Genomic DNA, 24,897 nt, shown 5'->3' with positions numbered 1-24,897 from the left:
AGAATGCTCAATTTATTCGTAGGTGGTTGTACCCAATGGGCATTGTGAGTAGGGTCACAACTATCCGGGGCAACGGCGCCCGGGCGGCCGGCGCGCACCGGGATCACGAGTCCCGCGGGCACCGGTCAGACGACGTCAGAAGGTGCGTACAACTGTGTTTACCGACGACGCGGGCAAGGGCGGCATTTCCGCCGGGGGCCCCGGGAACAGTGCAGAATCAAACAGGCGGACGGGCGGGGATCTCGTCCAGCTCATCACCCCCGGTGGTGAACGCGTCAGCCATCCCGAATTCGATCCCTGGGTCCAGGACGTCAGCGACGAACAGCTTGGCGCGCTGTACGAAGACATGGTGGTGATCCGGCGGATCGATGCCGAGGCCACCGCCCTGCAGCGCCAGGGTGAACTCGCCCTCTGGCCGCCGTTGCTGGGCCAGGAGGCCTCCCAGATCGGCTCCGCCCGGGCCCTGCGTGACGACGACTTCGTTTTCCCCAGCTACCGCGACAACGGTGTGGCCTACTGCCGCGGGGTGAACCCCGAGGACATCGTCAAAGCCTGGCGGGGCAACGCCCTGGCCGGCTGGGACCCCTACACGGTCAACGTCGCAACCCAGCAGATCATCATCGGCGCGCAGACCCTGCACGCCACCGGCTATGCCATGGGAATCCAGAACGACGGCGCCGATTCGGTCGCCGTGGCCTACTTCGGCGACGGCGCCACGAGCGAGGGCGACGTGAACGAGGCCCTGGTATTCGCCGCCAGCTTCCAGTCCCCGGTGGTCTTCTTCTGCCAGAACAACCACTGGGCAATCTCCGAGCCCGTCCGGCTGCAGTCCCACATCCAGATCGCGGACCGCGCAGCCGGCTTCGGCATCCCCAGTATGCGGGTGGACGGCAACGACGTCCTGGCCGTGATGGCGGCAACCCGGATCGCCATCGACCGTGCACGCCACGGCGGCGGCCCCACCTTCATCGAATCCGTCACCTACCGGATGGGCCCGCACACCACGGCGGATGATCCCACCCGCTACCGCGACGCGAACGAACTCGAGGACTGGGCCGCGAAGGACCCGATCACCCGGCTCAAGTCCCTGCTGGAGCGCAAGGGACTGCTCACCGACGAGCTCGAATCCGCCGTCGCCGCCAAAGCGGACGCCGTCGCCAAGGCGCTGCGGGCCGGCACCATCAATATGCCTGAGCCGCAGCCGATGGACATCTTCGGGCACGTCTACAGCACGCCCCATTCCCCGCTGGACCGCCAGCAGGACCACTATTCCCGTTACCTGGCTTCCTTCGGCGACCCCGCAGAAGCCGCTACTGAAGAAGGTGCACGCTGATGACGCAGATGACCTTTGCCCGAGCCATCAATTCGGGCCTGCGCAAGTCGCTCGAAAACGATCCCAAGGTGATCCTGATGGGGGAGGACATCGGCGCCCTCGGCGGCGTCTTCCGTGTCACGGACGGCCTGCAGAAGGACTTCGGCAAGCACCGCGTCGTGGACACCCCGCTGGCCGAGTCCGGCATCATGGGCACCGCCGTCGGCCTGGCCTACCGCGGGTACCGCCCGGTGGTGGAGATCCAGTTTGACGGTTTTATTTACCCGGCGTTCGACCAGATCGTCAGCCAGGTCGCCAAGATGCACTACCGCACCCAGGGTGCGGTCAAGATGCCCATCACCATCCGTGTGCCCTTCGGCGGCGGCATCGGCTCCCCGGAACACCACTCCGAGTCGCCGGAGGCGTACTTCACCCACACCTCGGGTCTGCGCGTGATCAGCGTCTCCAACCCGCAGGATGCCTTCACCATGATCCAGCAGGCCATCGCCTCGGATGATCCGGTGCTCTACTTCGAACCCAAGCGCCGCTACCACGACAAGGGCGAGGTGGACGAGGCCCTGGACCTCAGCGCTGCCCTGTCGATGGAGAAGGCCCGCATCCTCACCGAAGGCAAGGACGTGACGCTCGTGGCCTACGGCCCGCTCGTCAAGACGGCCAAGGACGCCGCGCTCGCCGCCGCCGACGAAGGCGTCTCGATCGAGGTCATCGACCTGCGCTCGCTCGCCCCGCTGGACTTCGCGACCCTGGAAGCGTCGGTCCGGAAGACCGGCCGGCTCGTCATCACGCACGAAGCCTCCCAGACCGGCGGCATCGGCGCCGAAGTGGCCGCCAGCATCACCGAACGCTGTTTCTACCACCTCGAGGCCGCCCCGGTCAGGGTCACCGGCTTCGACGTCCCGTATCCGTACTCCAAGCTTGAAATGCACCACCTCCCGGGCCTGGACCGCATCCTGGACGGCGTCGACCGCGCCCTGGGCCGTCCCAACTCGCTGAGCGGGCTGGAAGGATGAGCGCCACCATGATCAAGGAATTCAGGCTGCCGGACCTCGGTGAAGGTCTGACTGAATCGGAAATTGTCGCCTGGAAGGTCGCGGTGGGGGATACCGTCGCGCTCAACCAGATCATCGCGGAGGTGGAAACGGCCAAGGCCGTCGTCGAGCTTCCCTCGCCGTTCGCCGGTGTGGTCGCGGCCCTGCACGAGCAGCCCGGCACCGTCGTGGAGGTCGGCAAGCCGATCGTCTCCTTCGAAGTGGAGGGCGACGACGGCGGTCCCGACGGCGGATCCGGAACCGCCGGAGGTGGGGGTGCAGACGCGCCCGCCAAACGCGAACCGAACCTCGTCGGGTACGGCGCCGTCCTCGAGAATTCCGGCCGCCCGGCCCGCCGCGCCCGCAGCTTCGCTGCCCCCGCCGCTGCATCCGCAACCATGCCCGCGCCGGTGGCTGAGCGCGTCGACACCGCCCCGGTGCTTCCGGTCGCTGAGCCCGTGGCCGCCCCTGTGGTTCCGGAGACCGGACGGCTTGAGACCCTGCCTGCGGCCCACCCCGGGGAACGCCCGCGGTCCACACCGCCGGTGCGCAAGCTTGCCAAAGATCTCGGCGTCGACCTCGCCCTGGTCACCGGCACAGGGGAGTTCGGGCTCATCACCCGCGACGACGTCCGCAACTTTGTCGGCGGAGGAGACCTCCCGGTCGCACCCCGGGACCTGGCCGGTGTGTCCGCCCCGGTCCCGGCGCCGGCGCAGGGTGAGCGGGAAACCCGGACACCGATCAAGGGCGTGCGCAAGTTCACCGCCGCCGCCATGGTCTCCAGCGCGTTCACCGCGCCGCACGTCACGGAGTTCCTGACCATTGACGTGACTCCCACCATGGAGCTGCTGGCGAAGCTTAAAGCCAGCCGCGCGTTTGCCGGCTACAAGCTCACGCCGCTGACCCTGGTGTCCAAGGCCGTGCTCATCGCGCTGAAGAACCATCCCACGCTCAACACCCGCTGGGATGAAGCCAAGCAGGAGATCGTCCAGTACAACTACGTGAACCTGGGCATCGCGGCCGCCACCCCCCGCGGCCTGACCGTGCCGAACATCAAGGACGCCGACCGGATGTCCCTGCTGGAGCTCTCCACGGCGCTGACCGAACTGACGGACACGGCGCGGGCCGGCAAGACCGCCCCGGCCGAGCTCTCCGGGGGCACCATCTCGATCACGAACATCGGCGTCTTCGGCATCGATGCCGGCACTCCCATCCTGAACCCGGGCGAGGCAGCCATCCTGGCCCTCGGCGCCGTGCGGAAGATGCCCTGGGAGTACCAGGACGAGGTGGCGCTGCGCCAGGTCATGACCCTCAGCCTGTCCTTCGACCACCGCCTGGTCGACGGGGAGCAGGGCTCCCGCTTCCTGCAGGACCTCGGCGCCATGCTGTCCGATCCGGGGATGGCCCTGGCCATGGTCTAGCAGACCCCAACTCAGAGCTGCCGGCCGCCCCTCTTGAGGGAGCAGCCGGCAGTTTTGTTGTGTGGCGGGGTGTTGTACGCGAGTTGTGCTCGGCGGGAGTGCAGTCCGTGGTGGAGGCCGTGGGTATCGCCGAGGCCGCTTGAAACTGGGGTGGGCCCGTGGGCCGCGGGGGAGCCGGCTAGCCGGGCGGGCCGGGGACGGCCGGGGCCATCAGGGCCGCCAAAGCCATACTCTGCAGCAGCGGCCGGGCCCGCTTGACCGCAATCCGCCGCCCATGGCTGCGCACCGAGTGCGGGGTGGAGTTGATCAGTCCGAAGGTGGCGTGGGCGCGCATCCGGAGTTCGGCGGCCTCGGTTCCGGGGTGCAGTCCGGCCAGGACCTCGACCCAGAGCTCCACATAGTTCCTCTGCAGCGTGCGGACCTCGGCCTGGTCCTCGTCGGCGAGGTTGCTGAAGTCCTGGTCCTGCACACGGATGACGTCGGGGTTGCTGAGCGCGAAGTCCACGTGGAATTCCACCAGCCCGTGCAGCGCGGCGGCGGCACCCTCGGATTCCGCGATCACGCGGCGGCCGCCGTCGAGCAGCTCCTGGCTGACGCTCAGCAGCAGCGCCCCGAGGACGGCCTGCTTACCGGCGAAATGCCGGTAGACCGCCGGCCCGCTGACACCGGCGGCGGCGCCGAGGTCCTCGAGGGAGACACGGTTGAACCCGTCCACGGCGAACAGCGCGGCCGCCGAGGACAGCAACGCCTGCCGGCGGTTCTCCTTGGCCTGGCTGCGCAGGGTTGCAGTAGGCAGGGCAGCCGACGGCTGTGTGCCGATCTGGCCCGTCTCGCTGGGTTCGCTCACCGGCACATCCTTCGTTTCTCCTATTTGGCGGCTCACATGGCGCCGTGTTGGACATCACAGTTAATAGAGACTAACCTAAATCTCAGTTATGCGGTACTAACCGAAATGGCTGGAACGGGCGCACTGCAGGTCCCCAGCATGAAGGTCGAGAACGGAAGCAGTCAATGGAGACAATCGCCAGCCAGGTGGACGCCACGAGCGCCGCCTTTGCCGCGAACCGCGAGGCCCAGCTGGGACTGGCCCGTGAGCTGAAGGGACGGCTCGCCACGGCCGCGCTCGGCGGGCCGGAGAAGTCCCGCGAACGCCACGTGGCCCGCGGCAAACTCCTGCCCCGCGAACGCATCGACCAGCTGCTGGATGACGGCAGCCCGTTCCTCGAAATCGCGCCGCTGGCCGCCAACGGCATGTACAACGACGACTCGCCCGGCGCCGGCGTTATTGCCGGGATCGGGCTGGTCCACGGCCGCCAGGTGCTGGTCATCTCCAACGACGCCACGGTCAAGGGCGGCACCTACTACCCGATGACGGTGAAAAAGCACCTCCGGGCGCAGGAAATCGCGCTGGAGAACCGGCTGCCCTGCATCTACCTCGTGGACTCGGGCGGGGCGTTCCTGCCCAAGCAGGACGAGGTCTTCCCGGACAAGGAACACTTCGGCCGGATCTTCTTCAACCAGGCCAAGATGTCCGCGGCCCGGATTCCGCAGATCGCCTCGGTGATGGGCTCCTGCACCGCCGGCGGCGCCTACGTCCCCGCGATGAGCGACGAAACCGTGATTGTCCGCAACCAGGGCACGATCTTCCTGGGCGGCCCGCCCCTCGTGAAGGCCGCGATCGGCGAGATCGTCACGGCCGAGGAGCTCGGCGGCGGCGATGTGCACGCCAAGATCTCCGGTGTCACCGACCACCTCGCCGAGAACGATGAGCATGCCCTTCAGATTGTCCGCGACATCGTCTCCACCCTGCCCCGGCCGGCCGCCCCCGCCTGGGACATCGACACCGCCGTCGAACCGCTGGTTGACGAAAGCGAGCTGTACGGCGCCGTCCCCACCGACGTCAACGCCCAGTACGACGTCCGCGAGGTCATCGCCCGGCTGGTGGACGGCAGCCGCTTCCACGAGTTCAAGAAGAACTACGGCACCACCCTCGTCACCGGTTTCGCGAAACTGCACGGCCACCCGGTGGGCATCGTCGCGAACAACGGGGTGCTGTTCAGCGAGTCCTCGCTCAAGGGAGCCCACTTCATCGAGCTCTGCGACCAGCGCGGCATCCCGCTGGTCTTCCTGCAGAACCTCTCCGGCTTTATGGTCGGGAAGGACTACGAGCAGGGCGGCATCGCCAAGAACGGCGCCAAGATGGTCACCGCCGTCGCCACCGCCCGGGTCCCCAAGCTGACCGTGGTGATCGGGGGGTCCTTCGGCGCCGGCAACTACTCCATGTGCGGGCGGGCCTACTCGCCGCGTTTCCTGTGGATGTGGCCGGCCAGCCGGATCTCGGTAATGGGCGGCAACCAGGCCTCAGGCGTGCTCGCCACGGTGAAGCGGGACCAGTACGAAGCCCGCGGCGAGGAATGGTCCGCCGCGGACGAGGAAGCATTCAAGGCCCCGATCAAGCAGCAGTACGAGGACCAGGGCAGCCCCTACTACTCCACCGCCCGCCTCTGGGACGACGGCGTGATCGACCCCGCGGACACCCGCACCGTCCTGGGACTGGCGCTCGACGTCGTCTCCCGCACCCCGCTGCCGGAGACCTCCTTCGGCCTTTTCCGGATGTGAGCCAGCCATGACTCTTTCTTCGTCGACTAATTCTTCGCCTACGACAACTTCCATGAAGCCCCTCTTCGGCACCGTGCTCGTCGCCAACCGCGGCGAGATCGCGTGCCGTGTGATCCGAACCCTGCGGGCACTGGGCATCCGCTCGGTCGCCGTCTATTCCGACGCCGACGCCGGAGCCCGGCACGTGCGCGAGGCCGACGTCGCCGTGCGGATCGGCCCGGCCGCCGCGGCCGAGAGCTACCTCAAAATAGAGGCCATCATCCAGGCCTGCCGCGACACCGGCGCCGGCGCCGTGCACCCGGGCTACGGGTTCCTGAGCGAGAACGTGGACTTCGCCCGGGCACTGGAGAAGGCGGAGATCACCTTCATTGGCCCCGGCGTTGAATCCCTCAACGTCATGGGGGACAAGATCCGCTCCAAGAACCACGTCACCGGCTACGGTGTCCCGGTGGTCCCGGGCATCGCCGAACCCGGCATGACGGACGCGCAGCTCATCGAGGCCGCGGCCGGCGTCGGTTACCCGCTGCTGATCAAGCCTTCCGCCGGCGGCGGCGGGAAAGGGATGCACATCGTCGAACGCCCCGAGGACCTGGCTGCCACCCTGGTGACCGCCCGCCGGGTCGCGGCGAGCGCCTTCGGCGACGACACCCTCTTCCTGGAGCGCCTCGTCCTGACCCCGCGGCACATCGAGGTCCAAGTCCTCGCGGACAACCACGGCAACGTCATCCACCTCGGCGAACGCGAGTGCTCGCTGCAGCGCCGGCACCAGAAGGTCATCGAGGAAGCACCGTCCCCGCTGCTGGAATCCCTGCCCGACGGCGCCGCGATCCGGGCCCGCCTCGGCGAGGCGGCCTGCAACGCCGCCCGCAGCGTCAACTACAGCGGCGCCGGCACCGTGGAATTCCTCGTCTCCGACAACGCCCCGGACGAGTTCTTCTTTATGGAGATGAACACCCGCCTGCAGGTCGAGCACCCGGTCACCGAGATGGTCACCGGCGTCGACCTGGTCGAATGGCAGGTGCGGGTCGCCGCCGGCGAGGAACTCACCGTCCGGCAGGACGACGTCGTGCTCACCGGGCACTCCGTCGAGGCGCGGGTCTACGCGGAAGTCCCGGAACGCAACTTTCTGCCCTCCACCGGGCATGTCCTCCTGCTGGACGAACTGCCCGGCCCCGCACGACGGCCCAGCGCCCCCGAACGGACCGAGGTCGTGGCCGGCCAGGGCCGCGTCCGGGTGGACTCCGCCCTGGCGGAGGGCCTGGAGATCTCGTCGAGCTATGACCCGATGATCTCCAAGGTCATAGCGTGGGGGGAGGACCGCACCGCAGCCCTGGACACCCTGGACGGAGCGCTCGCCGGGTACACCGCGCTGGGCGTGCACACCAACGTCGAATACCTCCGGCTGCTGATCAACGACGCCGACGTCCGCGCGGGCCGCCTGGACACCGGCCTGATCGAACGAAAGATGCCGGACTTCGGCTTCCGGCGCGTGGACGACTTCGAACTGGTAGCCGCCGCTGTGTATGCCCTGGCCATGGAGGAGCACAACACCGCCGCCGCTGACGGTCCCTGGCGGCGGCGGGATGGTTGGCGTCTCGGCACGCAGGCGCCACGCCGGATCAGCCTGGGAACACCCGACGGCGGCGTCGCTTCCGTGTACGTTCACGGCAGCGCAACCTCGGCTGAAATGGCGGTGGCGGTCGGCGACGGCCCGCAACGCCGGGCGTCCCTGCAGTTCCGGCGACGCAACGACATGGTGCTGACCCTGGACGGGACGGCCCGGGCCTACCGTCTGGCCCCCGTCTACACCGGTCCCGTCACTCCGACCTGGGACAACCCGGTGCCTGGCGTGCCCACCGAACTCTTCCTCGGCAACGACGGCTGGTCCTGCGGGCTTGAGGTGCTCACCCGTGAGTCCCGGCTGGCCCGGGTTCTCGCGGCGATTGAACGCGAGGAGGGCGCCGCGGACCCCGCCGTGCGCTCGCCGATGCCCGGCACCGTGGTGTCCGTCTCCGTCAGCAACGGGGACACCGTGGCGGCCGGCCAAGTGCTGCTCTCCGTGGAGGCGATGAAGATGGAACACCAGCTGGTGGCGCCGCTGGACGGGACCGTGCACATCAGCATCAGTTCCGGTGACCTCGTAAAGGCGGACCAGGTCCTCGCGACCATCCACCCCGCCGTGCCTGTCGAACCGTCGAAAGCCGAGGACACCATCGAGGAAGCCGTCATCGCCATGGGCGCGGCGGAGTAACACCCAGCAGCTTCAGCACCTTTTCCACCGACCAGCACCACAGACAAAGGAGTCACCATGCCGGATTTTGAACTCAGCGAGGATTACCAGGACCTCAGCAACACCGTCCGCGAATTCGCCGACGAAGTGGTGGCCCCGGTCTCCGCCAAGCACGACGAGGAGCACAGCTTCCCCTACGAGGTCGTCTCCCAGATGGCGGACATGGGCCTGTTCGGCCTGCCGTTCCCGGAGGAATTCGGCGGCATGGGCGGCGACTACTTCGCGCTGGCCCTCGCGCTGGAACAGCTCGGACGCGTGGACCAGTCCGTCGCCATCACCCTGGAGGCCGGAGTCTCCCTCGGCGCCATGCCGATCCACCGCTTCGGCAGCGCCGCCCAGAAGGAGGAGTGGCTCCCGCTGCTCGCCTCCGGCAAGGCGCTCGCCGGCTTCGGCCTGACCGAACCGGAAGCGGGATCGGACGCCGGCGGCACCAAGACCACCGCCAAGCTCGGTGGCGGCGAGTGGGTCATCAACGGCAACAAGGAATTCATCACCAACTCCGGCACCGACATCACCAGGCTCGTCACCGTCACCGCGGTCACCGGCCAGCAGGAGCGCCCGGACGGGAGCATCAAGAAGGAGATCTCCACCATCCTGGTGCCCACCGACACGCCCGGCTTCAAGGCCGAGAAGGCCTACAACAAGGTCGGCTGGAACGCCTCGGACACGCACCCGCTGACGCTCGACAACGTCCACGTCCCCGAGGCGAACCTGCTCGGGGCCCAGGGCCGCGGCTACGCCAACTTCCTCTCCATCCTCGACGAGGGCCGGATCGCGATCGCGGCGCTGGCCGTCGGCGCGGCGCAGGGCTGCGTGGACCAGTCGGTGAAATACGCGAAGGAGCGCAGCGCGTTCGGGCAGAACATCGGCAAATACCAGGCCATCGCGTTCAAGATCGCCCGGATGGAAGCCCGGGCCCATACCGCCCGCCTGGCCTACTACGACGCGGCCGCCCGGATGCTCGCCGGAAAGCCGTTCAAGACGCAGGCGGCCATCGCTAAGATGGTCGCAGGCGAGGCAGCCATGGACAACGCGCGGGACGCCACCCAGGTGTTCGGCGGCTATGGCTTCATCAACGAATTCACCGTGGCACGGCACTACCGCGACTCCAAGATCCTTGAAGTCGGCGAGGGCACCACGGAGGTCCAGCTGATGCTGATCGCCCGCGAACTGGGGCTCTAACCGGCCCGCTGGCCGCACCCGTCGAACGAAGGATCAACGATGATTAACAAAGTTGTTGCCAGCGCTGCCGAGGCCGTCGCGGACATCCACGACGGCGCCTCGCTCGCCGTCGGCGGTTTCGGGCTCTGCGGCATCCCGGTGGCCCTGATCGAGGCCCTGCACCAAAGCGGCGCCACGAACCTGGAGACCGTGAGCAACAACTGCGGAGTCGACGACTGGGGGCTCGGGATCCTGCTGAAGGACGGCCGGATCCGCCGCACCATCAGCTCGTACGTGGGGGAGAACAAGGAATTCGCCCGGCAGTACCTCGCCGGTGAGCTCGAAGTGGTGCTCACCCCGCAGGGCACGCTGGCCGAGAAGCTGCGCGCCGGCGGCGCGGGCATCCCGGCGTTCTACACGCCGGCCGGCGTCGGCACCCAGGTGTCCGACGGCGGCCTGCCGCAGAAGTACGACGCCGACGGCACCGTCGCGATCGCCTCCGCGGCCAAGGAGGTGCGCGGCTTCCACGGCGCCGACTACGTCCTGGAGGAGTCGCTGACCCCGGACTTCGGACTGGTGCACGCCTGGAAGGGCGACCGCCACGGCAACCTCGTCTTCCACGCCACCGCGATGAACTTCAACCCGCTCTGCGCCATGGCCGGGAAGATCACGATCGCCGAGGTCGAGGAACTCGTGGAGCCGGGGGAACTGGACCCCGAACACGTCCACATTCCCGGGATCTTCGTCCAGCGCGTGGTGCTCGCGCCGGGGGTCGAGAAGCGGATCGAGAAGCGGACGGTGGCCCTGGCTGCTGCGTCCACGCCCGGCAGTACAGCCGGCACCTCACCCGGCACGGCGGCCGGCACCGAAGCCACAGCAGCAAACCAGTCAGGAGCCTAGGCCATGGATTCCAACAGCCTGCAGGGGGCGCCGCCCCGCCCCGAAGCGGTCCGCCACGAGTACCGGCCTGCCGCCGTCGAACACCCTGCCGGGGTGGAGAGTAAAGGCTGGACGCGCAACGAACTGGCCGCCAGGGTGGCGCAGGAACTGCGCAACGGGCAGTACGTCAACCTCGGCATCGGCATGCCCACGCTGATTCCCAACTACATCCCCGCCGGCGTCGAGGTGGTCCTGCACTCCGAGAACGGCATCCTCGGCGTCGGTCCGTACCCGGCGGAGGACGCGGTGGATCCGGACCTGATCAACGCCGGCAAGGAAACCGTCACGGTCAACAAGGGCGCCGCATTCTTCGACTCCGCCGCGTCCTTTGGCATGATCCGCGGCGGGCACGTCGATGTTGCCGTACTCGGTGCGATGGAAGTGGCCCAGAACGGGGACCTGGCCAACTGGATGATCCCGGGCAAGATGGTCAAGGGCATGGGCGGCGCCATGGACCTGGTGTTCGGCGCCAAGAAAGTGATCGTGATGATGGAGCACGTGGACCGGAGCGGCAGGCCCAAGATCGTGGAACAGTGCACGCTGCCCCTGACCGGCAAAGGCTGCGTGGACCGCATCATCACTGACCTGGCGGTCATCGACGTGGTGACCGAGGGAAGCACATCCCGGCTGGTCCTGCGTGAACTCGCCCCCAATGTCACGGCCGAGGACGTGGCTGCGGCCACCGGCGCCGAACTCTTCGAGGAAGACCAGGAACTGACCGTATGACGACCGAACCCCTGCAGGAGCGCGTGACTGAACCGCGTGTCATTGAACAGCGCGGGCTGTATTTCGATGAGCTCGAGGAGGACGTGGTCTACGCGCACCGGCCCGGCCGGACCGTGACCGAGGCGGACAATGTCCTCTTCACCACCATGACCATGAACACCCAGGCCCTGCACCTCGATGCTGCCTGGAGCGCGGAGCAGCCGTTCGGCCAGCGCCTGGTCAACTCCATGTTCACCCTGGCCACGGTGGTGGGGCAGTCCGTTCCGCAGCTGACCCAGGGCACCATCATCGCCCAGTTGGGGCTCACCGACGTGTCCTTCCCGCATCCGATGTACCACGGCGACACCCTGTATACGGAGACAGTCGTGACCGGGAAGCGGCTGTCCTCCTCCCGCCCGGGCCAGGGGATTGTGACCATGAAACACACCGGCCGGAACCAGCACGGCGAGGTGGTGGCACTCGCCACCCGCAGTTGCCTGATGTGGACCCGGGACGCGCACACCGCCGCGCAGCAGGCAAACTCTGCCGGGAAAGAACGGGCACACAAGGGCAGAATAGACACATGAGCTTCCTGATGGGCCCCGCCCTGCTGTTTTGCCCTGCCGACCGTCCCGAGCGCTACCAGAAGGCCGCCGAGCGTGCCGACGCCGTGATCGTGGACCTGGAAGACGCCGTCGCGCCGGCGGACAAACAGCGTGCCCGCGGCGCCATCCTCGCCCAGCTCGGCGCTACCGGGGACGTGCCCGAGCTGGACCCGAGCCGCACGATCGTCCGGATCAACCCGGCCGGCACGGAGGAATTCGAGAAAGACCTGCACTGCCTCAAGCACACTCCGTACCGGCACGTCATGCTCGCCAAGGCCGAAAGCGCCGAGCAGCTCAGGGAGCTGGAGGGCTACAGCGTGATTGCGCTCTGTGAGACGGCGTTGGGGGTCGTCAATGCCGCCGCCATCGCGGCCGAACCCAACGTGGTCGGGCTGATGTGGGGCGCCGAAGACCTGCTCGCCTCGCTCGGCGGCACCTCCAGCAGGACGGACGACGGCGCCTACCGTGCGGTTGCCCTGCAGGCCCGCTCCACGGTCCTGCTGGCCGCCCGGGCCTTCGGCAAGGAAGCCGTCGACTCGGTGTACGTCAACATCCCGGACCTTGCAGGTCTCGCCGTCGAAGCCCGCGACGCCGTCGCCTCAGGTTTCGGTTCCAAGGCGTGTATCCACCCGAGCCAGGTGGCCGTGGTGCGCGGGGCCTACGCGCCGTCCGAGGCCGAGGTCGCGGCAGCCACCGAACTGCTGGCCGCCGCCGCCGCGTCAGGCTCGGGCGTGTTCCAGCTCCAGGGCAAGATGATCGACGGGCCCATCCTCAAACACGCCGAATCAACTTTGCGGCGGGCGGGGCACTAGCTTCGGGAGGTTCCGGCACCCAGTTCACTGGCGGGGCGTGCGGCTGGTGCAGAGCTGCGCCCGGTTCCGTGGTGTAGGCCGCATCGATCCGTCACGAATGGCCGCTTTGGCGGGTCCCTTAGCGGCCATTTGCGTCAGATGGGTGCGCCGTGGCCTCGGATGGAGGGCCCTGCGGGGTGTGACTTCATCGATTTGCCACGAATGGCCGCTTTGGCGGGTCCCGTAGCGGCCATTTGCGTCAGGTGGGTGCACCGTGGCCTCACCAGGACGGCCCTGCGGGGTGTGACTTCATCGATTTGCCACGAATGGCCGCTTTGGCGGATCCCATAGCGGCCATTTGCGTCAGATGGGTGCACCGTGACGGCCACTTGCGTCAGGTGGGTGCACCGTGACGGCCACTTGCGTCAGATGGGTGCACCGTGGCTTCACCAGGACGGCCCTGCGGGGTGGAACTTCATCGATTTGCCACGAATGGCCGCTTTGGCGGATCCCATAGCGGTCATTTGCGTCAGATGGGTGCACCGTAACGGCCATTAGCGTCAGATGGATGGTTCCCGGCGCGCAACCCTGTCCGGGTGTTCCACCGTGGCGGATGGACATGCTCAGCGCTGCTCATGAAGACTGGACATGCTCATCGCTGCACATGAAGACTGGACATGCTCAGCGCTTCCACAAGTACCTGTTCTCCGGCCGCCCCGCAGCACCGTAGCGGGGCGTCAGCCGGGCGAAGCCATGGATGACCAGATATTCGAGGTAGCGCCGTGCGCTGACCCGCGAGAGTCCGAGCTGAAGGGCCATCCCGGCCGCCGAGACGTCCTGCGGGCTGGACTTGAGCGCCTCGATGACGGCATCCAGCGTGGGTCGGGACAGCCCCTTGGGCAGCCTTGCCGGGGGCCCGGCCTGAGACCCCGCCACGGTATCTGCAGCGGTGGCCCGGCGTGATGGGGCCACGAGACGGTCGATGCTGTCCTGGTCCAGCGGTCCGGCAGCCCCGCCCGCAGCGAGTTCGCGGCGCAGGAGCAGGTACTCGTCGAGCCGTTCGTTCAGGGCCTGGGACGTGAACGGCTTCACCAGATAGTGCAGTACCCCGCCGGCCATGGCGCTGCGGACCGTCTCTAGCTCCCTCGACGCCGTAATGACCAGGACGTCCAGGGCCTGCTGGCGGCCGCGGAGTTGCTGGAGCACGTCCAGGCCGGACATGTCCGGAAGGTGGATATCCAGCAGGACCAGTTCCGGCTGCAGCTGCGCCGCCAGGTCCAGGCCCTGCTGCCCGGTGTGGGCCAGGCTGACGACGTCGAAGCCGCCGCGGGCCAGCAGGAACCCATGGTGGATCCCGGCCACTGCCACGTCATCGTCAATGATGAGGGTGCGTATGGAGCTCATTGCTTTTGTAGTTCCGCCTCTTTTGTCTTCAGGGTTACGGTGAAACAGGCGCCGCCCAGCGCGGAGGACGCAACCGACGCCGCGCCTCCCCGGCGCCTGGCCACGCGCTGGACCAAAGCCAGCCCGAAGCCCCGGCTGTTGATGCCCTCAGCCAGTTTGGTGGTGACACCGGCTTCGAAGACAGCGGACCGCTCCGGCTCGGGGACGCCCGGGCCGTCGTCCTCGACCGTGATGGTGCGTTCGCCGTCGGGAGCCTCATCCAGCCGAACGGCCACTGTGCTGTCGTAGCCCGCGGCGTCCACCGCGTTGTCGATCAGGTTCCCAAGGACCGTGATGACGTCACCGGTACCGTCCGGGGTGCACACCGAATCCGGGCTCACCAGGATCTCGACGCCGCGCTCGGCGCAGACGGTGGACTTGGCAATCAGGAGCGCCCGCACGTCGTGGTCGGTGATTCCTGCGGCCAGCGGGCGGTTGACGAACGCGGCGTCGCTGTGGCTGCGGCCCAGGTATTCCACGGCCTTGGCCTGTTCGCCGAGTTCCAGCAGGCCCGAGATCACGTGCAGTTTGTTGGCAAATTCATGCGCCTGGGCCCGGAGGGCCTGCGTCACGTCCAAAGCGCCGTCGCGGTCGCGGAGGACTGTGTGGAGCTCGGTGCGGTCACGGAGAATGAGGACTTTGCCGACCTCCCGGCCGTCCACCTTCGCGGCGTTGACCTTCCCGAGCAGGATTCGTTCGCCGGAGAGCACCAGTTCCTCGGTGGCCGATCCGGCGATGAGCATCCGGCGGACTCCGGGTTCCAGGCATTCGCCGGCTGGTTGTCCGATGATCTCCTCGCCCACACCCAGCAGCCGGCGGGCTTCGTCGTTGACGAGCGCGACCTTGCCCTCGGCGTCGACGGCGACGAGGCCCTCGCCCAGGCCGTGGAGCATCGCGTCGCGGGTCTCGAGCAGGGCCGCAATGTCCTCCGGCTCCAGTTTGTAGATCCGCCGCCAGACGAGCTTGGAGATGTACATCGCCCCCAGCGACCCGAGCAGCGCAGCGCCGAGAAGCCAGCCGAACAACTGCGGCAGGTCCTCGTAGAGATCCTGGGCCAGGGTGCTCTCCAGCACGCCCACCGAGGCCGAGCCAATGACGGTGCCGGCACTGTCAAAGATGGGAACCTTGACCCGCCAGGACTCACCCAGGGTTCCTGTCTGCGTGCCGACGTAGATCTCGCCGGACAGCGGCACGGAAGGATCGGTCGACACGGGCCGGCCGATTTCCGCCGGGTTCGGGTGGGACTGGCGGACACCGTTGCGGTCCGTCACCACCACATAGGTGACATTTGAGGCCTGCCGGATGACTTCGGCGATGGGCTGGATGGTCTGGGCCGGTTGCGGTGTCCCGAAGGCATTCACCACCGAGGGCAGCCGGGCCACACTTTCGGCGACCCCGATCAGCCTGCCCTTGTACGCGTCCCTGAGCTGCTGCTCCTGCATCCGGATAGTCACGGCCCCCACCGCTGTCAGGACAGCCAGCACGATGCCGAGCTGCAGCGCGACCAGCTGGAAGCGTAAGGGAATCCTGTGAACCATGTCACAAGTTTCCCATCCCGGCCGGCCCCGCCACAGCCAATCCCGGGCTTCGGGCCGTGACCAATATGACCACTACTACCTCTACGGCCAAATTCTGGTCTCCGCGCCGGGCTGCTCCTAGTCTCTGGGAAGTGATTCCGATGACGTGCGTCACATTCATACAAGGAGAAACCATGACCTCCCACCCCAGTTTCACGCGGACCAACTTCACCCGCCGGGCTGCGCTCGCTGCCGGTGCGGCCGGCATCGTACTGGCCATGTCGGCGTGTGCCGGCGGCGCCACCGGTGCCAGCGGCACGGCAGCAGGCCAGGGCTCGGCCGCTGATCCGATCAAGAAGCTGAGCATCATTGTTCCTGCCAACCCGGGCGGCGGCTGGGACCAGACGGGCCGTGCGATGCAGCAGGACCTGCAGTCCAACAAACTCGTCACCTCCGCCCAGGTCAGCAACATCGGCGGCGGCGGCGGCACGAACGGCCTCGCCAAGCTCGCCACCGAAAAGGACGCCAACACGCTTATGGTGATGGGTTACGTCATGGTGGGTGCCGTGGAAACGAACGCCGCCAAGACCCGGCTGGAGGACACCACCCCCATCGCCCGCCTGACCGAAGAACCGCTGGTCCTGGTGGTCCCGGCGTCGTCCAAGTACCAGTCCGTCCAGGACCTCGTGGATGATATCAAAGCCAATGGCAAGGGCGTCGCGATCACCGGCGGTTCAGCCGGCGGCGCGGACCACATCCTGGCCGGCCAGATCCTCAAGTCCCAGGGCGTCGAACCCGACAAGCTGAACTACATCGGCTACTCCGGCGGCGGCGAATCGATCGCCGCCCTGCTCGGCAACAAGGTCCAGGCCGGCATCTCCGGCGTGGGGGAGTACGCCGAGCAGGTCAAGGCCGGCAAGGTCCGGGCGCTCGCCGTCTCAGGCACCTCCGAGGCCCCGGCCCTGCCGGGCGTCAAGCCGCTGAAGGACCAGGGTGTCGACGTCGTACTGACCAACTGGCGCGGCGTTGTGGCACCGGGTTCCATCGACGACGCACAGAAGGCGAAGCTGACCGAGGTTGTCACCAAGCTGCACGACACCGAAGCCTGGAAGGCCACCCTGGCCAAGAACAACTGGGACGACGCCTTCCTCGCCGGCGACGAGTTCAAGACATTCCTCACCGAGGACATCACCAAGGTCAAGACCACGCTGACTGAGATCGGCCTGGTCAAGTAACAATGTCCATCCAAGTCAGCACGCCCGCCAAGCGGCCCACGGGGGAGATCCTCTTCGCCCTGGTGTTCGTGAGCGTGGGCGCCGCGGGCCTCCTGACGGCGGGGTCCATCCCGATCCCGCCGTCGGAGACCGGCATCGGCCCGCGCGCCTTCCCCTACATCGTCTGCACCATGCTGGTGCTCGTCGGCACAGGCATCGTTGCCCAGGTGTTCCGCGGCAAGGTGGGCCAGGCCGAGGAAAGCGAAGACCTCGACGTCACCGCCAAGACCGACTGGGTGGCCCTGGCGAAACTCGTGGGCTTCGTGGTGCTCCACATCTTCCTGATCGAACCGGCAGGCTGGCCCGTAGCCGCAGCCGTGCTGTTCAGCGGGGCGGCATGGTCCCTTGAGGCCAAACCGCTCTGGAAGGCGGTCATCATTTCCGTGGTGCTGGCACTCGTGCTCCAGTACGTCTTCGGCGGGCTGCTGGGCGTCTCCCTGCCGCCGGGCCCGCTGCTCGAGGGGGTGCCGTTCTTCAATGGATAGCTTCATGATGCTCCTTGAGGGCTTCTCCACGGCGCTGCAGCCGGTCTATCTGCTGTACGCCCTGGGCGGCGTCTTCGTCGGCACCGCCGTCGGCGTGCTTCCCGGCATCGGTCCGGCGATGACCGTCGCGCTGCTGATGCCCATCACCTATGCGCTGGACCCCGCGGCCGCCCTGATCGTGTTCGCCGGCATCTACTACGGCGGCATGTACGGCGGCTCCACCACCTCCATCCTGCTCAACACCCCGGGCGAGTCATCCTCGATCGTCACGGCGCTCGAGGGCAACAAGATGGCCAAGGCCGGCCGGGGCGCGGCGGCACTGGCGACGGCGGCGATCGGCTCGTTCGTCGCCGGTACCATCGCGACCGTGCTGCTGACCTTCCTGGCGCCAGTCGTCGCGGAACTTGCCGTGGGCCTGGGACCCGTGGACTACGTGGCACTTATGATCGTGGCATTCCTCACCGTCGGGGCCCTGCTGGGCGCCTCCGTGCTGCGCGGCCTCGCGTCGCTGGCCCTGGGGCTGTTCATCGGGATGATCGGCATCGATGACAGCACCGCGCAACAGCGCTTCACCTTCGACAACCCCACGCTGGTGGACGGCGTCGACATGGTCCTGGTGGCCGTGGGCCTGTTCGCCCTCGGGGAGGCACTGTACGTGGCGTCGAAACTGCGGCACGGGCCGGTCGAGGTCATCCCGGTCAGCAAGGGCAAGAACGCCTGGCTGTCCAAGGAGGACTGGAAGCGGTCCTGGAAGCCCTGGCTGCGGGGCACCTTCATCGGCTTCCCCATCGGCACGGTGCCGGCGGGCGGCGCGGACGTTTCCACCTTCCTGTCCTACGCCGCGGAACGGAAACTGGCCAAGGGCCAGAACAAGGCACAGTTCGGCAAGGGCGCCATCGAGGGCGTGGCCGGTCCGGAAGCGGCGAACAACGCCGCTGCCGCCGGCGTCCTGGTCCCGCTGCTGACGCTCGGAATTCCGACGACGGCGACCGCGGCCATGATGCTCACCGCGTTCCAGCGCTACCAGATCCAGCCCGGGCCGCTGCTCTTCGAGAACCAGGGTGCGCTGGTGTGGACCCTGATCGCCTCCCTGTACGTCGGAAACCTGATGCTGCTGGTGCTGAACCTGCCGCTGGTGGGCCTGTGGGTGAAGATCCTGCAGATTCCCCGGCCCTACCTTTACGCGGGCATCCTGGTCTTCGCGGCACTGGGCGCCTTCTCGGTGAACTTTGCCGCGGCCGACGTCGGGATCCTGCTGATCGTGGGCATCCTGGGCTACTTTATGCGCCGGTACGGCTATCCCGTGGCGCCCATGGTGGTGGCAATGATTCTCGGCCCGATGTTCGAAGTGCAGCTGCGGCGCTCGCTCCAGCTCTCCCAGAACGATCCCACGGCCCTGTTCTCCTCGCCGTTCGCGGTGGTTGTGTACATCTCCATGGCCCTGATCTTCGTGGGCTCCTGGTGGCTTCGCCGCCGCCAGGCTGCGCTCGAGGCCGCGCCGGTGAAGGACGAGTTGTCCGTCTAGGCAGGGATGCTCCACTGCCTCGCCTCAGATGGCCGGAATGGTGAAAACCATTCCGGCCATCTGCGTCCAACGGCTTTCAGCCATCCGGCGGCAGGGACAGCGGCGGAATGGACTCGTGCAGCGGGATCCGGATCCAGCGCTGGCCCGTGGCGCGGAATTCCTTCCGGGTGGCGAAGCGGTACAGGTAGCTGCGGGCCCGCACCCAGCGGGGCCGGGCGCCGTCGAACGGATCATGCCGCAACAGGCGCAGGGTGGGGCGGTCGGCCTCCAGAAGCTTGGCCAGGAAGGCGTAGAACCACTCCTCGTGCACGGTGCGCAGCGGCAGGAACCACATCAGCCAGTCGAGGCGCAGGTGGTAGGGCGCCCACTGGCGCGGGATGCGGCGGACCTCGCCGGGCTTTCCGCGGAACCCGTATTCCCGCCAGTCCGCAGTGTCGTCGGGTTCCGCGGCGAGGGTTCCTTCCACGACGATTTCAATCCGCTGCTTCGTGACCGTGCCGAAGGCGCCATAGGTGTTCCCCAGCTGCCAGCGGTTGAAGGCGGCGTTCATCAGCTGGTAGCGGGAGAACAGGTTCTCGATCGGGCGGTAGCTGAGCACCACCAGCAGCACGGTGGCGAGCAGGACCACCACGAGCCACGCGGCCGGCGCCTGGCTGCCGGCCGCGGTGCCGGCCGCCCCAGCGTGCCAGTCAAGCGGGATCGCCGGGACCAGAGCATGCGCCACCGGATCGCTGACGGCGGCGAAGGCGAGCAGGATCGCCATCCAGTTGAGCCAGGCGAAGTTCCCGCTCGCCACCAGCCACAGCTGGGTGAGGATGATGATCCCCGCGGCCGCGCTGGCCAGCGGCTGTGGGGCAAAGAGGAAGAACGGCACCACCAGCTGGGCGACATGGTTGCCCAGGACCTCCATCCGGTGCCACGGCTTGGGCAGCAAATGCGCCTGCCGGCTGAGCGGCCCCGGCATCGGCTGCGTCTCGTGGTGGTAGTACAGGGCGGTCAGCTCACGCCACTCCCGGCCGCCGCGGATCTTGATCATCCCCGCGCCAAACTCGAGGCGGAACACCAGCCAGGCCAGCAGGATCAGGATGGTCCGCGGCGGGGGAGTCTGGTCGGAGCCAAGGAAGGCCACGATGAACCCGGCCTCGAGCAACAGCATTTCCCAGCCGAAACCATAGAACGTCTGCCCCACATTGACGATCGACATGTACAACAGCCACAGCGCCAGGAACGCCAGCAGGGGAACCCACGGCGGGCCCAGCTGCGGCAGGCCCAGGATGATTGTGGCGGCAATCGCCATCCCGCCCCAGCAGACGGCGCGCAGCAGCCGGTCCGAGTAACGCCAGCTGAACAGGGTGGGCCGGCGCAGGCGGCGGGAGCGTGCCAGGAAATCCGGCACCGGCAACAGCCCGCGCTCGCCGAGGAGGGCCGGAAACTGGTTGAGCGAGGACAGAAAAGCCACGAAGTAGAGCGTGGCGATGCCGCGCTGGAGAACCTGCCGGGCGAACTCATACTCCGGCGCATCAAACCAGGCCGTCCACTCCACGATCCCCACGTTACGCCTGCGCTTTGGAGCGTCAATGCGCGGCCACATCCCGCCGTCGGCCGCTGATGGCCCTCCCTCTCGCGGGGCAACCCGGGCACCGGGCGCGGTGCGGGATACTTGAACCATGCAGCCGCGCAAGATCGTCCTCCTCGGGTCCACCGGTTCCATCGGCACACAGGCGATGGACGTCGTCGACGGCGCCCCGCACCTGTTTGAAGTCGTGGCGCTCAGCGCGGGCGGCGGGAACCTCGAACTCCTGGCCCGGCAGGCCGTCCACACCCGGGCCCAGGCCATCGGTACGGCATCCGGGGACGCGGGCGCCCTCCAGACCCTGATCAATGACGCCGCCGGCGCGGCCGGGGTGACGGGCTACCGTCCCGAGATCATCACCGGGCCGGACGCGTCCACCCGGATCGCGGAGATCGAGGCCGACGTGGTGCTCAACGGCATCACCGGCTCCATCGGACTGGCGCCCACCCTGGCCGCGCTCACATCCGGCGCGACCCTGGCCCTGGCCAACAAGGAATCCCTGATTGTCGGTGGCGCCCTGGTTAAGGCTGCGGCCCGCGAAGGCCAGATCGTCCCGGTCGATTCCGAACACTCCGCCATCGCCCAGTGTCTGCGCTCCGGCAGCGCGGCCGAGGTGGACCGGCTGATCCTCACGGCCTCCGGCGGACCGTTCCGAGGCAAGTCCCGGCACGAGCTGCACGATGTGTCCCCGAAGGACGCGCTGGCCCACCCCACCTGGGACATGGGACTCATGGTCACCACCAACTCCGCCAGCCTGGTGAACAAGGGCCTGGAAGTGATCGAGGCGCACCTGCTCTTCGACATCCCGCTGGAGAAGATCGACGTCGTGGTCCATCCCCAGTCCGTGGTCCACTCGATGGTCCAGTTCGTCGACGGGTCCACGATCGCCCAGGCCTCCCCGCCGGACATGCGCCTGCCCATCGCCCTGGGCCTGGGCTGGCCGGACCGCGTCCCCGGCTCGGCCCGGCCGTGCGACTGGAGCAAAGCCACCAGCTGGACCTTCGAGCCGCTGGACACCGAGGCGTTCCCCGCCGTCGAACTGGCGAAGGAAGCCGCACGGCGGGGGAGCACCTACCCGGCTGTCTTCAACGCCTCGAACGAGGAAGCCGTGATGGCGTTCCATGCCGGCCGGATCCGTTTCACCGACATCGTCGATACCATCGAAGCAGTCCTCAGCGAACACACAGGATCCTCCGGGCTGACGCTGGAGTCCGTGCTGGATGCTGAAAGATGGGCACGCGCCCGCACCCACGAACGTTTAGCCGTCAGAAGCGTCTAGGAAGCAGCAGATCCAAGCATGAATCCCGTCCTCCTCTTTATCCTCGGTGTCGTCTTTGTGGCGATCGGCATCGCCGTGTCCATTGCCCTGCACGAGGTGGGCCACCTGCTGCCGGCCAAGCTGTTCAAGGTCCGTGTCACCAAATACATGATCGGCTTCGGGCCCACGCTCTGGTCCCGCAAGAAGGGCGAGACCGAATACGGCTTTAAGGCCATCCCGCTGGGCGGCTTCGTCTCCATGATCGGCATGTACCCGCCGAACAAGGACGACGGCACCGTGCGCACCTCCAGCACCGGCATGTTCCAGTCCCTCGCCTCGGACGCCCGCTCCCTGGCGCACGAGGAGGTCGGTCCCGCCGACGGGAACCGTGTGTTCTACAAGCTGCCGGTCTGGAAGAAGATCGTGGTGATGCTCGGCGGCCCGGCCATGAACATGCTGATCGGACTCGCACTGACGGCCGTGCTGCTGATGGGCTTCGGCATGGCCACCCAGACCACCACCATCGCCGACGTCTCCAAATGCCAGGTCAAGGCCGGCGAAACCGTGGATCCGGACTCCGCCGACTGCAAGCTCACACCCGCCGCCGCCGCCGGACTGCAGCCCAACGACGTCATCACCTCCTTCGACGGGAAGGCCGTGACCAGCTGGGATGAACTCACCGGCTGGATCCGCGCGTCGGCGGACAGGCAGGTCAGCATCACGGTGGCGCGCGACGGCGTCCCGGTCACCACCACCGTCACGCCGGTTCTCTCCGCGCGTCCCGTGGTGGGCGACGACGGCCGCCAGGCCAAGAGCGCCGACGGCACCCTCCAGTACCAGGACGTCGGCTTCCTGGGCATCGGTGCGCAGACCGCGCTGGTGCCGCAGCCGGCGTCGACGGTCCTGCCGATGGCGGGGGAGAACATTAAGCAGATCGCCGGCGTCGTTCTGAACCTGCCGGCCCGGGTGGCCGGCGTGGCGGAGGCAGCGTTCAGCGAGGCGCCGCGCGACCCCAACGGGCCCATCAGTGTGGTCGGTGTGGGGCGGGTGGCCGGCGAGGTCGCCGCGATGGAGCAGGTGCCAATGCAGTCCCGGGTGGCCACCCTGGTGGGGCTGCTGGCGGGGCTCAACTTCGCCCTGGCCGTCTTCAACCTCATTCCGCTGCTGCCGCTCGACGGCGGCCACGTGGCCGGCGCGCTGTACGAAGGGACCCGCCGCAGGATCGCCAAGCTGTTCGGCCGTCCGGACCCCGGCGCGTTCGACATCGCCAGGCTGCTCCCGGTCACCTACGTGGTGGCGGTGCTGCTGATGGGCATGGGCGCCCTGCTGATCTACGCGGACATCGTCAAGCCGGTCAACCTCTTCGGCTGACGCGGCGGCGGCCGGCCGGCCCCTGTGTGGAAAAACTCGGAATCGCCGGAAAGCTGCCAGGTCGTCGGAACGAAACGGCGATCTGACAGCTGTCCGGCGACTTCGGAAGGCCCGAGCCGCGACGACGCGGTAATCGGATGCGGTTGATTGACAAACATCAGCTTATTTTGACTTATTTTTGGTAATCAGTTGAAAGTGATTGATTCCGCAGGATCAGCCCCCTAGGGTGGGGCTATGTACGTGATGACCATCGACCAGCGCGGCAGCAGCGCAGACGTCGACCGTGTTCCGGGACTCCTGGCGGAGCTGGCCGGGCTCTCCACCGCCGGGCGCTTCGAACGATCCGTCGGCGACGAGGTCCAGGGAGTCGTGGAACGCCCGGATGAAGTTGTCGAGATCGCACTGCACGCCCTGCGCAGCGGACGCTGGTACGTGGGAATCGGGGTGGGGGCGGTGGACCTGCCGCTGCCTGCGAGCCCGCGGGAAGGATCCGGGCCGGCCTTCGTGGCGGCGCGCGTGGCCGTCGAGAAGGCCAAGTCCGGCGCCGCTCACGTGCCGCTGGCCGTCGTCTCCGGCGGACTGCGCAGGGGAGAGGCTGCCCCCTCGCCCGCGGGCTCGGCCGGCGCCCGCGCCTGCGCCAACGCCGAGGCGGTGCTGCGGCTGATCGGACGGCTGGTTCAGGACCGTACAACCGCCCAGTGGAAGGTCGTGGATGTGCTGCGCTCGGTACAGCACGGCCACTCCGGCACGCATGGCACGCAGAAAATCGCTGCCCAAGAACTGGGAATCACCGAACAATCGGTGAGCCGTGCACTGCTGCGCTCCGGCTGGCAGGAAGAATGGGCCGCGAGGCCTGCGGCGGAAATGCTGCTGGCCCTCGCCCACGGAGTCATCGCCGGCAACGACGACGCCCGCGGGCTGCCCGCGGACCGCGCCCCGGACGCGGGCGGGCCCCAGGCCCCGGACAACCGCCCCCGGGACAGCACGGAAGGAGACCGGTGAACGCGCTCTGGATCACCCTGACCCTGCTCACGGCCGGTTTCGTCGGCTGGCCGGTGACAGCGCTGGTCTTCCGGCTCGCCCGGACCATCGACGACCGGCAGGACGCAGGGGCCGGCGTCGCCGACCTGGCGAATGACCCCGCGGCGGACGTCACCGTTGATCCCGTTGTCACCACCGGTGCCGCCCGCACATCATCCGCCACCTCCGGTACCGCCGGTACGTCTGCCCCGGCAGCAGGCTCCGGGGCAGTCTCGGTCAGCAGCGTCCGGATACTGCGCGGCGGCGCAATCATCGGGGTGCTGGAGCGCCTTGCGGTCTGCCTCGCGATCCTCGTCGGCGAACCGGTCGCCATCGCCTACGTCGTCGCGATCAAGGGCCTGGGCCGCTTCGCCGAACTGAAGGAGACGCCGGTCGCCGCGGAACGGTTCATCATCGGCACCCTCACGTCCCTGCTGTGGGCGGCCGGCGTCGCCGCCCTGGCCAAAGTGCTCCTCCTCGGCTGACGCCGCCCGCCGCAAGTCTGCCCGGCCGCCCGCCGGATGGGTACCTGGCCGACG

General features: G+C 67.9%; 21 protein-coding genes. 17 read left to right on the top strand and 4 right to left on the bottom strand.

The window, feature by feature from the left end; all coding sequences use genetic code 11:
* The first annotated feature begins 154 nt into the window (after positions 1-154).
* The 3 genes from pdhA to ABIB29_RS16170 are packed head-to-tail and all read left to right on the top strand — an operon-like array spanning position 155 to position 3,782.
* The gene (gene pdhA, locus ABIB29_RS16180; RefSeq protein WP_354173821.1) at positions 155-1,333 is read left to right on the top strand and encodes a pyruvate dehydrogenase (acetyl-transferring) E1 component subunit alpha; all 1,179 of its coding nucleotides are present in this window, start codon (positions 155-157) and stop codon (positions 1,331-1,333) included.
* Positions 1,333-2,343 carry an alpha-ketoacid dehydrogenase subunit beta gene (locus ABIB29_RS16175; RefSeq protein WP_354173820.1) on the top strand — a complete coding sequence of 337 codons (1,011 nt, stop codon included), beginning with the start codon at positions 1,333-1,335 and terminating at the stop codon, positions 2,341-2,343. The genes pdhA and ABIB29_RS16175 overlap by 1 nt, the downstream gene beginning before the upstream one ends.
* On the top strand, positions 2,340-3,782 hold the full coding sequence (locus ABIB29_RS16170; protein WP_354173819.1) for a dihydrolipoamide acetyltransferase family protein: 1,443 nt from the start codon (positions 2,340-2,342) through the stop codon (positions 3,780-3,782). The genes ABIB29_RS16175 and ABIB29_RS16170 overlap by 4 nt, the downstream gene beginning before the upstream one ends.
* Before the next feature lie 178 nt (positions 3,783-3,960).
* Here the strand turns inward: ABIB29_RS16170 and ABIB29_RS16165 are convergent, their stop codons facing one another.
* The gene (locus ABIB29_RS16165) at positions 3,961-4,629 is read right to left on the bottom strand and encodes an SACE_7040 family transcriptional regulator (RefSeq protein ID WP_502915631.1); all 669 of its coding nucleotides are present in this window, start codon (positions 4,627-4,629) and stop codon (positions 3,961-3,963) included.
* Between the two features lie 164 nt (positions 4,630-4,793).
* On the opposite strand from ABIB29_RS16165, the gene ABIB29_RS16160 reads away from it, so the two are divergent.
* From ABIB29_RS16160 to ABIB29_RS16130, 7 genes are read left to right on the top strand one after another with little or no spacing between them, the layout of a single operon-like run.
* Positions 4,794-6,401, top strand: coding sequence for a carboxyl transferase domain-containing protein (locus tag ABIB29_RS16160; protein WP_354173818.1), 1,608 nt, complete (start codon positions 4,794-4,796; stop codon positions 6,399-6,401).
* A 7-nt stretch (positions 6,402-6,408) separates the two neighbouring features.
* On the top strand, positions 6,409-8,652 hold the full coding sequence (locus tag ABIB29_RS16155) for an ATP-binding protein (RefSeq protein ID WP_354173817.1): 2,244 nt from the start codon (positions 6,409-6,411) through the stop codon (positions 8,650-8,652).
* A 57-nt stretch (positions 8,653-8,709) separates the two neighbouring features.
* Positions 8,710-9,873 carry an acyl-CoA dehydrogenase family protein gene (locus ABIB29_RS16150; RefSeq protein ID WP_354173816.1) on the top strand — a complete coding sequence of 388 codons (1,164 nt, stop codon included), beginning with the start codon at positions 8,710-8,712 and terminating at the stop codon, positions 9,871-9,873.
* Positions 9,874-9,912: 39 nt separating this feature from the next.
* A complete protein-coding gene (locus tag ABIB29_RS16145; protein WP_354173815.1) occupies positions 9,913-10,752 on the top strand; it encodes a CoA transferase subunit A in 840 nt (279 codons plus the stop codon).
* 3 nt (positions 10,753-10,755) lie between these two features.
* The gene (locus ABIB29_RS16140; RefSeq protein WP_354173814.1) at positions 10,756-11,517 is read left to right on the top strand and encodes a CoA transferase subunit B; all 762 of its coding nucleotides are present in this window, start codon (positions 10,756-10,758) and stop codon (positions 11,515-11,517) included.
* The gene (locus ABIB29_RS16135; RefSeq protein ID WP_354173813.1) at positions 11,514-12,083 is read left to right on the top strand and encodes a MaoC family dehydratase; all 570 of its coding nucleotides are present in this window, start codon (positions 11,514-11,516) and stop codon (positions 12,081-12,083) included. The genes ABIB29_RS16140 and ABIB29_RS16135 overlap by 4 nt, the downstream gene beginning before the upstream one ends.
* The gene (locus tag ABIB29_RS16130) at positions 12,080-12,913 is read left to right on the top strand and encodes an HpcH/HpaI aldolase/citrate lyase family protein (RefSeq protein ID WP_354173812.1); all 834 of its coding nucleotides are present in this window, start codon (positions 12,080-12,082) and stop codon (positions 12,911-12,913) included. Before ABIB29_RS16135 ends, ABIB29_RS16130 begins: the two co-directional genes overlap by 4 nt.
* Before the next feature lie 660 nt (positions 12,914-13,573).
* Here the strand turns inward: ABIB29_RS16130 and ABIB29_RS16125 are convergent.
* Together ABIB29_RS16125 and ABIB29_RS16120 are read right to left on the bottom strand one after the other, a co-directional pair.
* Positions 13,574-14,296, bottom strand: a complete 723-nt coding sequence (locus ABIB29_RS16125; RefSeq protein WP_354173811.1) for a response regulator — start codon at positions 14,294-14,296, stop codon at positions 13,574-13,576.
* Positions 14,293-15,873: an ATP-binding protein gene (locus ABIB29_RS16120; RefSeq protein WP_354173810.1), complete on the bottom strand. Its 1,581-nt coding sequence runs from the start codon at positions 15,871-15,873 to the stop codon at positions 14,293-14,295. Before ABIB29_RS16120 ends, ABIB29_RS16125 begins: the two co-directional genes overlap by 4 nt.
* Before the next feature lie 173 nt (positions 15,874-16,046).
* Here ABIB29_RS16120 and ABIB29_RS16115 point away from each other — a divergent pair, with 173 nt between their 5' ends.
* The 3 genes from ABIB29_RS16115 to ABIB29_RS16105 are packed head-to-tail and all read left to right on the top strand — an operon-like array spanning position 16,047 to position 19,136.
* Positions 16,047-17,087: a Bug family tripartite tricarboxylate transporter substrate binding protein gene (locus ABIB29_RS16115; protein ID WP_354173809.1), complete on the top strand. Its 1,041-nt coding sequence runs from the start codon at positions 16,047-16,049 to the stop codon at positions 17,085-17,087.
* 2 nt (positions 17,088-17,089) lie between these two features.
* Positions 17,090-17,611 carry a tripartite tricarboxylate transporter TctB family protein gene (locus tag ABIB29_RS16110; RefSeq protein WP_354173808.1) on the top strand — a complete coding sequence of 174 codons (522 nt, stop codon included), beginning with the start codon at positions 17,090-17,092 and terminating at the stop codon, positions 17,609-17,611.
* The gene (locus tag ABIB29_RS16105; protein ID WP_354173807.1) at positions 17,604-19,136 is read left to right on the top strand and encodes a tripartite tricarboxylate transporter permease; all 1,533 of its coding nucleotides are present in this window, start codon (positions 17,604-17,606) and stop codon (positions 19,134-19,136) included. Before ABIB29_RS16110 ends, ABIB29_RS16105 begins: the two co-directional genes overlap by 8 nt.
* A gap of 76 nt (positions 19,137-19,212) precedes the next feature.
* Here the strand turns inward: ABIB29_RS16105 and ABIB29_RS16100 are convergent, their stop codons facing one another.
* Entirely contained in the window at positions 19,213-20,679 is a 1,467-nt protein-coding gene (locus ABIB29_RS16100; RefSeq protein ID WP_354173806.1) for a lipase maturation factor family protein, read from the bottom strand.
* Positions 20,680-20,803: 124 nt separating this feature from the next.
* Between ABIB29_RS16100 and dxr the strand changes: the two genes are divergently transcribed.
* The 4 genes from dxr (at position 20,804) to ABIB29_RS16080 (ending at position 24,843) form a co-directional block, all read left to right on the top strand.
* Positions 20,804-21,988, top strand: coding sequence for a 1-deoxy-D-xylulose-5-phosphate reductoisomerase (gene dxr, locus ABIB29_RS16095; protein ID WP_354173805.1), 1,185 nt, complete (start codon positions 20,804-20,806; stop codon positions 21,986-21,988).
* Positions 21,989-22,006: 18 nt separating this feature from the next.
* Positions 22,007-23,338 (top strand): M50 family metallopeptidase, encoded by a 1,332-nt coding sequence (locus tag ABIB29_RS16090; RefSeq protein WP_354173804.1) that lies wholly within the window; start codon positions 22,007-22,009, stop codon positions 23,336-23,338.
* 234 nt (positions 23,339-23,572) lie between these two features.
* Complete coding sequence (locus ABIB29_RS16085; RefSeq protein ID WP_354173803.1) at positions 23,573-24,340, top strand: MarR family transcriptional regulator; 768 nt, start codon at positions 23,573-23,575, stop codon at positions 24,338-24,340.
* The gene (locus ABIB29_RS16080) at positions 24,337-24,843 is read left to right on the top strand and encodes a hypothetical protein (RefSeq protein WP_354173802.1); all 507 of its coding nucleotides are present in this window, start codon (positions 24,337-24,339) and stop codon (positions 24,841-24,843) included. Before ABIB29_RS16085 ends, ABIB29_RS16080 begins: the two co-directional genes overlap by 4 nt.
* Positions 24,844-24,897 lie beyond the last annotated feature (54 nt).

Origin of the sequence: Arthrobacter sp. UYEF36, assembly GCF_040547025.1 — a bacterium.
In the GTDB taxonomy this organism is placed as follows: Bacteria; Actinomycetota; Actinomycetes; order Actinomycetales; family Micrococcaceae; genus Arthrobacter.
This window is presented reverse-complemented; position numbering and strand designations above follow the sequence as displayed.

What these genes read in the sequence shown, in the direction of transcription:
- ABIB29_RS16115 (WP_354173809.1), top strand. Translation starts at nt 16,047, where the DNA reads ATGACCTCCCACCCCAGTTTCACGCGGACCAACTTCACCCGCCGGGCT.
- ABIB29_RS16125 (WP_354173811.1), bottom strand. Translation starts at nt 14,296, where the DNA reads ATGAGCTCCATACGCACCCTCATCATTGACGATGACGTGGCAGTGGCC.
- ABIB29_RS16150 (WP_354173816.1), top strand. Translation starts at nt 8,710, where the DNA reads ATGCCGGATTTTGAACTCAGCGAGGATTACCAGGACCTCAGCAACACC.
- ABIB29_RS16085 (WP_354173803.1), top strand. Translation starts at nt 23,573, where the DNA reads ATGTACGTGATGACCATCGACCAGCGCGGCAGCAGCGCAGACGTCGAC.
- ABIB29_RS16090 (WP_354173804.1), top strand. Translation starts at nt 22,007, where the DNA reads ATGAATCCCGTCCTCCTCTTTATCCTCGGTGTCGTCTTTGTGGCGATC.
- ABIB29_RS16135 (WP_354173813.1), top strand. Translation starts at nt 11,514, where the DNA reads ATGACGACCGAACCCCTGCAGGAGCGCGTGACTGAACCGCGTGTCATT.
- ABIB29_RS16120 (WP_354173810.1), bottom strand. Translation starts at nt 15,873, where the DNA reads ATGGTTCACAGGATTCCCTTACGCTTCCAGCTGGTCGCGCTGCAGCTC.
- ABIB29_RS16110 (WP_354173808.1), top strand. Translation starts at nt 17,090, where the DNA reads ATGTCCATCCAAGTCAGCACGCCCGCCAAGCGGCCCACGGGGGAGATC.
- ABIB29_RS16105 (WP_354173807.1), top strand. Translation starts at nt 17,604, where the DNA reads ATGGATAGCTTCATGATGCTCCTTGAGGGCTTCTCCACGGCGCTGCAG.
- ABIB29_RS16170 (WP_354173819.1), top strand. Translation starts at nt 2,340, where the DNA reads ATGAGCGCCACCATGATCAAGGAATTCAGGCTGCCGGACCTCGGTGAA.
- ABIB29_RS16140 (WP_354173814.1), top strand. Translation starts at nt 10,756, where the DNA reads ATGGATTCCAACAGCCTGCAGGGGGCGCCGCCCCGCCCCGAAGCGGTC.
- ABIB29_RS16145 (WP_354173815.1), top strand. Translation starts at nt 9,913, where the DNA reads ATGATTAACAAAGTTGTTGCCAGCGCTGCCGAGGCCGTCGCGGACATC.
- ABIB29_RS16160 (WP_354173818.1), top strand. Translation starts at nt 4,794, where the DNA reads ATGGAGACAATCGCCAGCCAGGTGGACGCCACGAGCGCCGCCTTTGCC.
- ABIB29_RS16175 (WP_354173820.1), top strand. Translation starts at nt 1,333, where the DNA reads ATGACGCAGATGACCTTTGCCCGAGCCATCAATTCGGGCCTGCGCAAG.
- ABIB29_RS16155 (WP_354173817.1), top strand. Translation starts at nt 6,409, where the DNA reads ATGACTCTTTCTTCGTCGACTAATTCTTCGCCTACGACAACTTCCATG.
- dxr (WP_354173805.1), top strand. Translation starts at nt 20,804, where the DNA reads ATGCAGCCGCGCAAGATCGTCCTCCTCGGGTCCACCGGTTCCATCGGC.
- ABIB29_RS16130 (WP_354173812.1), top strand. Translation starts at nt 12,080, where the DNA reads ATGAGCTTCCTGATGGGCCCCGCCCTGCTGTTTTGCCCTGCCGACCGT.